Origin of the sequence: Acinetobacter sp. CFCC 11171 (assembly GCF_003268405.1) — a bacterium.
Lineage (GTDB): Bacteria > Pseudomonadota > Gammaproteobacteria > Pseudomonadales > Moraxellaceae > Acinetobacter > Acinetobacter amyesii.
The window spans coordinates 1-402 of record NZ_LQXP01000118.1 but is presented as its reverse complement, the minus strand read 5'-3'; the positions used below and the strand labels follow the sequence as shown (position 1 = coordinate 402).

Genomic DNA, 402 nt, shown 5'->3' with positions numbered 1-402 from the left:
AACATCTCAACCTAGAAGAAGAACGCCTGCAAGAACAACAGGTTCAACAGATTGACAACGCATATGATGACTTCATTCGTTGCCAGGATATTTATGCAGAATTTGCTAGTCAGTTTTACACCATTCAAAGCAATGCTGCTAATAATCAAAAACAGATTGAATCAAATCTCACCAAGACAAAACGATGGTTAGCAGAAAACAAAAGCGATTTTTACCTACGTAACGATAATTTGTTTTATGACTCTTACCATCATACTTACAGAGATATAAAAAAACCTGATTTTTATGCGACTGAAAAATCAGTAGAACAGGCAAAAAATGAGAACTGGAGAGAATACGCAACCGAGGTCGAACAACTTGCTAAAGAATACGATATTGAGAATGTCGTCAAACGCTTAGGCC

General features: G+C 36.6%; 1 pseudogene. It reads left to right on the top strand.

Annotated features, from left to right (window positions below):
* Nucleotides 1-402 (top strand): annotated as a pseudogene (locus AVJ20_RS18120) (MobA/MobL family protein); the annotation flags it as partial.